Origin of the sequence: Methanosarcina sp. 2.H.T.1A.6 (assembly GCF_000979455.1) — an archaeon.
GTDB lineage: Archaea > Halobacteriota > Methanosarcinia > Methanosarcinales > Methanosarcinaceae > Methanosarcina.
Genome location: NZ_JJOY01000014.1, coordinates 109,142 through 117,277 on the forward strand (window position 1 = coordinate 109,142; position 8,136 = coordinate 117,277).

General features: G+C 46.2%; 6 protein-coding genes and 1 pseudogene. 4 read left to right on the forward strand and 3 right to left on the reverse strand.

Annotated features, from left to right (window positions below; all coding sequences use genetic code 11):
* Nucleotides 1-164 precede the first annotated feature (164 nt).
* The 3 genes from EO98_RS04130 (at nucleotide 165) to EO98_RS04140 (ending at nucleotide 3,736) form a co-directional block, all read left to right on the forward strand.
* A complete protein-coding gene (locus EO98_RS04130) occupies nucleotides 165-2,795 on the forward strand; it encodes a DUF3656 domain-containing protein (RefSeq protein WP_048141568.1) in 2,631 nt (876 codons plus the stop codon).
* A gap of 82 nt (nucleotides 2,796-2,877) precedes the next feature.
* Nucleotides 2,878-3,327 (forward strand): nucleoside 2-deoxyribosyltransferase, encoded by a 450-nt coding sequence (locus EO98_RS04135; protein ID WP_048141593.1) that lies wholly within the window; start codon nucleotides 2,878-2,880, stop codon nucleotides 3,325-3,327.
* Between the two features lie 151 nt (nucleotides 3,328-3,478).
* Nucleotides 3,479-3,736, forward strand: a complete 258-nt coding sequence (locus EO98_RS04140; protein ID WP_048141570.1) for a pro-sigmaK processing inhibitor BofA family protein — start codon at nucleotides 3,479-3,481, stop codon at nucleotides 3,734-3,736.
* Nucleotides 3,737-3,833: 97 nt separating this feature from the next.
* Here EO98_RS04140 and EO98_RS04145 read toward each other — a convergent pair whose 3' ends face one another.
* Nucleotides 3,834-4,586, reverse strand: coding sequence for a class I SAM-dependent methyltransferase (locus tag EO98_RS04145; protein ID WP_082098462.1), 753 nt, complete (start codon nucleotides 4,584-4,586; stop codon nucleotides 3,834-3,836).
* A gap of 65 nt (nucleotides 4,587-4,651) precedes the next feature.
* Nucleotides 4,652-6,265 (reverse strand): lysine--tRNA ligase, encoded by a 1,614-nt coding sequence (gene lysS, locus EO98_RS04150; RefSeq protein WP_048141572.1) that lies wholly within the window; start codon nucleotides 6,263-6,265, stop codon nucleotides 4,652-4,654.
* 205 nt (nucleotides 6,266-6,470) lie between these two features.
* On the opposite strand from lysS, the gene EO98_RS18215 reads away from it, so the two are divergent.
* Nucleotides 6,471-6,626 (forward strand): hypothetical protein, encoded by a 156-nt coding sequence (locus EO98_RS18215; RefSeq protein WP_156161014.1) that lies wholly within the window; start codon nucleotides 6,471-6,473, stop codon nucleotides 6,624-6,626.
* 879 nt (nucleotides 6,627-7,505) lie between these two features.
* Here EO98_RS18215 and mtbB read toward each other — a convergent pair.
* Nucleotides 7,506-8,136 (reverse strand): annotated as a pseudogene (mtbB, locus tag EO98_RS04160) ([dimethylamine--corrinoid protein] Co-methyltransferase); the annotation flags it as partial.

The window sequence follows — 8,136 nt, forward strand, 5'->3', positions numbered from 1 at the left end:
AACAGTATTACCGATTGGTTTTAAGGTGTTTTTTAGAGGAATTGATTCCTGAGCAGTTATCAGCTTGCAGGAAGGAATATTTCCGCACTTTTTGAATTTCAGTTTTATGTTCTCCAAAAAGGATGCCAAAGCTTAATTAAGAGCATACTCTGTAATCCCATTTGATGAAGCCTGCAAAACCTGAACTGCTGGCACCGGCCGGCGGCATGGAAGCCCTTACGGCAGCTGTAGAAAACGGAGCTGATGCTGCATACATAGGAGCCAGGGCTTTTAGCGCCCGGGGATATGCATCTAATTTTTCAGAGGAAGAGCTTGAAAAAGCTATTGATTATGCCCATCTCAGGGGCGTAAAAATCTACGTAACCGTAAACACCCTGCTCAAGGAAGAGGAAATGGAAAGTGCTCTAATACTGCTTTCCCGCCTGAGAGAAATGGGAACAGATGCGATTATCATTCAGGATCTTGGACTTATTTCCCTTTCCCGGAAATACCTGCCTGACCTTCCCCTGCATGCAAGCACGCAGATGACTCTGCATAACAGTGAAGGAGTTGCTTTTGTAAAGGACCTGGGAATCGAAAGAGTTGTACTTTCACGGGAAGTTTCACTTGAAGATATAAATAAGATAAAAGAAAAAAATGATGTAGAGATAGAGGTTTTCGTACACGGAGCCCTCTGCATTTCCTATTCAGGCCAGTGCCTCCTGAGCAGTCTTATAGGGGGAAGAAGCGGAAACAGAGGATACTGCGCTCAGCCTTGCCGCAAAAAGTACAGGCTGTACTGTGCAGGAAAGCAGGTTAAAACCAGCGGCAGTTATCTTTTAAGCCCTAAGGACCTTAACACGACCTCAGGCCTTGGAGCCCTTATAGAAGCCGGGATCGAGTCTTTCAAAATTGAGGGCAGGATGAAAAGGCCGGAATATGTTGCAGGAGTTGTCAGGATCTACCACCGCCTGATTGACAGGTACCTGAAAAACCCTGCCGGTTATTCGGTTTCCGAAGAGGAGCAGGAGACCCTTACCCAGCTATTTAACCGCGGCTTTACCTCAGGCTACTTTTTTGGAAACCCGCGTGAAAAACTTATGAGCCGGGAAAACCCCCACAACCGCGGGATTCCCGCAGGCACGGTTGTCAGCTATGACACGCGCACAAAGCGTATTCGCATAAAACTTTCAAACTCCCTCCGCCTGGGAGACGGGATAATGGTCGAAAATGCCGAGACCAGGCCTGAAGATAAAGGAAAAATCATATCCTCGATGTATACTGAAAGGGGCCCTGTATACAATGCGGGGAAAGGAGAAGTCATAGAGATCTCCTTTGAATCAAGAGCGCCATCAGGAAGCACGGTTTACAGGACACATGACAAGAAACTCATGGATTCCCTTAAAAAAGAAAGCGAATTCGGAGCCCTGAGGCCTAAGATCCCCTTACTTATCACAGCAACCATTGCCCAGGGAAAACCTGCCAGGCTCGAAATAAAAGACAGCGATTCAAATGTAGTGACAGTTGAATCCGAATATCTGGTCGAGAAGGCAGAAAAGGTGCCAACCTCAAAAGCCCAGATAGAAAAACAGCTCACCAAGTTTGGAAATACTCTTTTTGAGGCAGCCGAACTTAATGTGAATGTAGAAGGGGATATTTTTATTCCCGTTGGGCAACTGAACGACTTGAGGACAAAAGCGGTCTTGCAGCTTGAAAACCTGCGCGTATCAAAGTGGAAGCGGGCGCCTCTAGGAAATCTGCAGCTCCCTGTATTTGGAGAAAAAAATGCAAAGGAAATAGAGGAAAACGGGAAACCAGGGGAAACAGAGAAAATAGGGGAAACAGAGAAAAGAAAGGAAACGCGGGAGATAGAGGAAATAAAAACCCAAAAACTTCCGGGAAAGCCCTTGCTTTCAGTTGCCGTGTATTCCTCTGAAGGGCTTGAAGGAGCTCTTGCAGGCGGAGCAGACTGTGTTTACTTCGGAGAGGGACTGTATAGAAGGCCGAAAGCAGCCGGAAATGAGAAAAACTCCGACGGAGAGAAGGCTTCTGGCAGGAGTCTTGAATCTATTTTTGAAAGCGCTGTTCTGAAAGCCAGAGCTGCAGGCAGTAAAATCTATTTTAATACTCCTAAAATAGTGAAGGACTACGAGATGAAACCGGTGGAAGAACTTCTCTCCCGTGTGGAAAAGTTCGGAGCTGACGGTGTCCTTGTTTCAAACCTCGGGACGTTTAACCTCGCAAAAGAAAAAAAGGTTCCGTGTATTGCAGACAGTCCCATGAATATCTATAACGGCTATACCTTTGCCCTCCTTTTGCAGAAAGGAGCAGAAATGGCTGTAATTTCTCCCGAATTAACGCTTGACGAGCTCAAAGAAGTAGCTGCTTACGGACCTGCCGAATGCATTATCCACGGCCGCCTCGAACTGATGGAATCCGAACACTGCCTTGCAGGAGGGCTGCTCGGGAAAGGTGGAAATCAGTGCAGCGCGCCCTGTACCTCAGGGAACTTTAAGCTGGTAGATGAAAAGAATTACGAATTTCCCCTGCTCATGGACTACCAGTGCAGGACTCACCTCCTGAACTCAAGGTCCCTCTGCATGCTGGAATATGTCCCGGCACTTATCGAAAGTGGCATTTCAAGCCTGAGAATCGAGACTCTCGGAATGGACAATCCAGAAGAAATCAGGAGAATTACAGGGAAATACAGGAAAGCAATTGACGCATTTTGTGAGACCGGAGAGAGGGCAAAGGAAAAATGTGAGGATCTCGGAAAAGGTTTTACCACAGGGCATTACTTCAGAGGCGTGCAATAAGAGAACTGAAACAGATAAAACAGACAAAAAACAGGCAAAAAAGAGCGGCAAGAGACTGAAGAGAAAAAAGGATGATCGGATAATGGAAAAAAAGACAGTAGCAGAACGGCAGAACCCGAAAATATTCCTGTCAGGTTCGATCCGGGGAGGAAGACAGCTTCTTGAGACATACCGGTTTATGTACGACGCCCTCGAAGAAGCAGGAGCGGAAGTACTCAGCTGGCATGTTGCAGACCCCGAGCTGGAAGAAAACGAATCAAAAATGACTGAGCAGGAAATCTATGCCAGAGATATTGGTTTGCTTGCAAAAAGCGATGCACTGATTGCAGAAGTAACAGTACCGTCCACGGGCGTAGGCTATGAAATATGCAGGGCGCTTATCCGGAAAATTCCTGTACTCTGCCTGCACAGGTCCGATGCTGCAGTCTCTTCAATGGTGCTCGGGAATCCTGAGCCTTCACTGGAGGTACAAACTTATTCAAACGAGGCAGCACTTAATGAAATTATTGTTAAATTTGTCCGGGCGCTCTGAGGAAAAATAAGCCATAAAATAGTGTTTATTCCTCAAATAAAAAAGATCGGGATCCATTTTTGAGTATATATGGCACAAATTGCCAAAAAGCCACAACTGATTCATAAAACTCAATGATAAATATAAATAATTTGAACTCTATGTATAAACTATGGTAGTTGGAGTTCCCGAAATATCAGTATTAATTCTGGCAGCTGTAGTGGCATTTGTGCTGTACAAAGTCCTTAAGACTGCCACCAGCCTTGCAATAAATGCAGCACTTGGGATCGTAACCTTGATCGTAGCAAAGTTTTTGTTAGGACTTGAAATCGCAATCACCTGGGTAGCAGTCCTGGTATGCGCAATAGGAGGAATTTTCGGAGCCCTTGTAATAATCGTGCTTAATTACCTGAAGCTAGCTTTTGTATGAAAAATAAAATATTCAGGTTGTTTTTAAAGTTATATAGAGGGTCTGAAACGGCAAAAAACAGATGAGTAGGAAGATTCAGAAAAAATCTGAATTAAATTCAAAGTTTCCGGAAAACTCCCCTGACCATGTGCCGTTGATAAGATTCCCCTCTAAAAGTTTTCTCTTTTATTACATTTTCCAGTTCAAGAACTTCAAACCCGCAAAAAAGTTTCTTTACTTCTTCTTCAGTAAAATAATGGTAAATTATCCCATTTTGCCGGGCAAAAGTTTTTTCTTCAAATGGGCTTGAAGGCTCCCCTCCGCAGCGCATATCTTCACAGCCGAAGGCCTCGAAAAAAATAAAACCGCCACAGCAGAGAAGGCGAGAGAATTCCCTGACAGCAGCTTCCCGCTCTTCTTTAAAAAGATGCTGGAGCACCCCGTAACAGAGAATTCCGTCAAATGACCCGGATTTGAAAGGAAGGGCATGCACACTTGCCCCAAGATGTTCTGCAAACCTGCCGCTTCTTGCAAGCTGTGAGCGGGAACTTCCAAGTGCAGTTAAAGAGATATCAGCTCCAATCGCGGTGTAGTGCCTTGAAAGCTCCCCAAGGTACCTTCCGTTCCCTGAGCCTGCATCCAGAACTCTCGCTTCTGGCGCAATATAAGCCTGCAAACTCCGAATAGACGCAGGGCCTCCCCATTTGAGATGGGCGTATTCTTTATCCCAGGCAAGGAAGTGCTCTTTTGAAGAGCCTGCGGGTTTTTTCACCGGGGCATCCAGATCATTCATTCCTACCGTGCCAGTTATCTCTATTTCCGTGATGCCCATATCCTGTATATCCCGCTCATCATTGGTTTCTATATCCATCTGGATTTTTCCTTATATCTGGATTTTTCCTTATATCTGGATTTTTCCTTATTATCGGACTTTATTCACATGCGTTTTTCAGGGATGTATATTGAAGCTTCTCTGAACCGGGTTACCAGGAAATTCTCCTCAAAAGAAGATAAGAACCAACCGGCTTTAGGACCCGAACTCTGCCCGAGAATTGAGGTGTAAATCGCTTTGAAAAGGTCTTTTGGATCAACCTGTGGGGCCGGCTCATTTAACTTTTCCGCGATCAACCTGTTAAGTTCAGAACCTTCGTCTTTTGCGGAATAGACCAGCATATGGTATTCCTCTCCGCTGATCTTATCTCTTGCTTCGATAAGGTCTGCAAACGCCCCAAGAAAGGCTTTCTGGAGCTCCGAAAGGGTTGCTACCTGCACAGGCACTCTTTCTTTTACACTGAACCTGGCAAAAGGAGGGGCGTACAGTTCAAGCCATTTTGAGACATTATCCACAAGTTCCCTGATACACTTTTCATCTTCAATTGAAAAGCCCGAACGCTTTACGATCTTCAGCACCTGCCCGAAATCTCCCCGGGCGACCTGATAGATTGTCACCATCTGCTTGAAAGGAATTTCCGGATGGCAGATACCGGTTGCCCTGGAGAGTTCGTAAATCTTCTTTTCAAAGTCCCCGAGGGATGGATCATTTTCCCGGAATTTTTCCCTGAGCCGCTCGTATTCGTCCACCATGGTAAGGAGAGGCTGCCCGGGGTCGAACTTGATATGTTTTTCAGGTTTTGTACGGATGATAAGGTAGCGAAGAACTTCCGGAGGCACCACCTCAAGCATATCCGAAATCGAGACAACCACTCCCGTAGAAGAAGACATTGCTCCCTGCTTCCCAAGCATTATCCACTCATAGACTATAGGGTAGGGAGGTTCGTGCCCGTAGATTTCCCTTACTATTCGCTTTCCGGTATCATAGGAGCCACCCTTTGAGGCGTGGTCTTTTCCGAATGGTTCCACAGTTACCCCAAGAACAGCCCAGCGGGCAGGCCAGTCCACTCTCCATGTAAGCTTTCCCCCTCCTGCCATCGGCACTGTCCCGGAATGCCCGCAGGCACAGACATAGTCCACAGTTTCGGCTTCCAGGTCAAAACCCGTAACCTTCGTGGTCGTGATTTTACCGCATTCGTTACAGCGGGGGTTGAAAGGGCTCCATTCCTCTGCAACTGTTTTTCCCGAAACCTCTTCAAGGATTTTTGCAATTTCATTCCTTTTCACAAGAGCGGACTTTATCGCTTCGGTATACATTCCTGCCCTGTACATTTCGTCTGCCCTGTAAACCTCGGGGTTGATGCCAAGGCGTCTCAGGGCTTCAAGGAAAGGTTTCAGGAAATGCTCGGCATAGTTTGCACATTCCCCGCATGGGCAGGGAACCTCGGAAATGGGTTTACCCACATGCTCGGCATAACTTTCAGGAAGGAAAGGGTAAACCTTGCGCAGAGGGTCGTAGTTGTCGGCAATGTAGATTAAACGAGCATCTGCCCCTCTGTCAAGGAGTGCCCTGTAAGCAGCATCAGCAGTCACGACCTCCCTCATATTGCCTATATGGATATGTCCGGAAGGAGTGATTCCTGTGGCAACAAGGTGCTTGCCACTCTTATTTAACACGTCTTCGGCTATGAAGTCCGCCCAGTGAATTGTGTCAGCCATGGTTCTCACCAGAATGTCAGATAAACCGTAGAATCAGGTATGAAAACAAGAAATAAGGATCTGTTCATGCATTTACCTGCAGGTTTGGATTTCCTGCATAATTATCGTATCAACGGATAAACTTTGGGCTGGCAATAAAAATCCCTGAAGGCACTCGATATATTTCCGTATCAGGGCGCAGGGAATCAAAAAAAGGAAAACCGAAATGTATGGAAGAAAGAAAAAGAGAAAGGAGGAAAGAGAGAATCAACTCAGGGAGACAAAAAAGGAAAAAAAGGATGGAGGTTCAAAGGCAAATTACTTCAGGAGTCTACCGAATTATGGAGATTTAAAATGGCACTTTTTAAAGCAAATCAAGTAAATTTGATTTGCCAATAAATAAAAGCACGTATAAATATATAAGTTTATCGCATCAAGCAGATTACATCACAAAAAAATAAAAATTACAGAACAACCTGACTGAAAACAACCGGGGAGGAAGTTAGGAATTGAAAACAGTTAAACCCTGAAAGAAAAACTGCAGATTGGAAAAACGAAGAAAAATGACTGCAAAAAATAAAAAAGAATACTCGACAATAGAAAAATTAAGAAGTCAACTACTCCACCCTGTTCGATCCGGTAAACCGGAGCTTCTGAGGAAGGGGCTTGCATATCCCCGCTGTTGCAGATCATCTTATGCGTATGGCTGGTTGACCTGAGGAGAACCACTCCTGAATTCTCTTGTGAGAATGGCAGCCCAGTTCTATCGAGACGCTTCAAAGGTGAATTTCGGAGGGGCTGTTACCGACCCTATACCAGATAGAACCGTTTCCGATGATAGTAGACTCAACTTAAAGCTGTGATCTGCTTATTGCAGTTCCCTACTCCACTTGGGAAGTGTCGAGGCTATCTGCTACAATATACGCAGCGTAGGAATAATAAAGGTTAATGATAAAGAAAATCGAGATAGATTACGCATTCCTCCCCACCTGCCAGATCGGATAAATCCGACTTGTTGAGGAAGGGAAATCCTGCTCAGGCAGTTGAATGAAAGAAAAACAGAGATTAGAATAAAATTCCAAAAAAAGAAAATGGAAAAGAAGGCAGAGATTTATCTCCGGAACACGGGTCGGGAAAGAATTTTCCAGAGCGGTTTTCCGGAGATATTGAAGCATTTTTGACGGCTGTTCGCGTTTTTTGCTTCCTGCCGGTTTTCCATTGCATGGAGGAAGGTACAGGCCGGAGCCTGACCCAGTCCATCTTAAGCAATCTGTTTTCTGAAGAGATCGCAGGAGTTGATCTTGACGTCGAGAAGCTTCTCGATGTTCATCTTTGCTGCAATGCCTTTGGCTGCGCCGGGCACGGAGGTGATGACACCGATGTCAAGCTCTTCACGGAGTTCACGCATGACGTGCTCGTCTGAGAGGTCCATGGTGCTGACTCCGAGCTTCTTTGCCACGTACTCTTTTGCGTCTTTTATCCTCATGTTCTTTGAGAATTCCATCCTTGCGACAAGGTCGCCTGCTGCCCTGATCCCGGTCATACCGGAAGCCATAATGTGGGAAATCGGCATACCCATTGGGTCGCCGACTCCGATCTATATGCCGTCGACGCCGGCAATTTCGACCATTGCCTTGCTTGCCCTTGTAACGGCATCGATTGGAGGAGTCTCAAGCATGGGGATTCCGCCGACACCCATACCCATGTCAACGTGACAGGGGATAGTGGAAACTGCAACAGCTGCCTTCATGAAGGTGACAGCCCTTGCAAGGTTCCAGGCAGAGGTCATGCTGGTGTTGGTGTTGCACACTGGACCGAAGACGTTTGCGCCTGCCTTTGCGATCAGGGGTGCCTGCTGGTGTGGCCAGAGGCCTGCGAGGGTTGTACCGTCG

Excerpts from the sequence above, each read along its gene's own strand:
- EO98_RS04130 (WP_048141568.1), top strand. The coding sequence starts at position 165 with ATGAAGCCTGCAAAACCTGAACTGCTGGCACCGGCCGGCGGCATGGAA.
- lysS (WP_048141572.1), bottom strand. The coding sequence starts at position 6,265 with ATGGCTGACACAATTCACTGGGCGGACTTCATAGCCGAAGACGTGTTA.
- EO98_RS04145 (WP_082098462.1), bottom strand. The coding sequence starts at position 4,586 with ATGGATATAGAAACCAATGATGAGCGGGATATACAGGATATGGGCATC.
- EO98_RS04140 (WP_048141570.1), top strand. The coding sequence starts at position 3,479 with ATGGTAGTTGGAGTTCCCGAAATATCAGTATTAATTCTGGCAGCTGTA.
- EO98_RS04135 (WP_048141593.1), top strand. The coding sequence starts at position 2,878 with ATGGAAAAAAAGACAGTAGCAGAACGGCAGAACCCGAAAATATTCCTG.
- EO98_RS18215 (WP_156161014.1), top strand. The coding sequence starts at position 6,471 with ATGTATGGAAGAAAGAAAAAGAGAAAGGAGGAAAGAGAGAATCAACTC.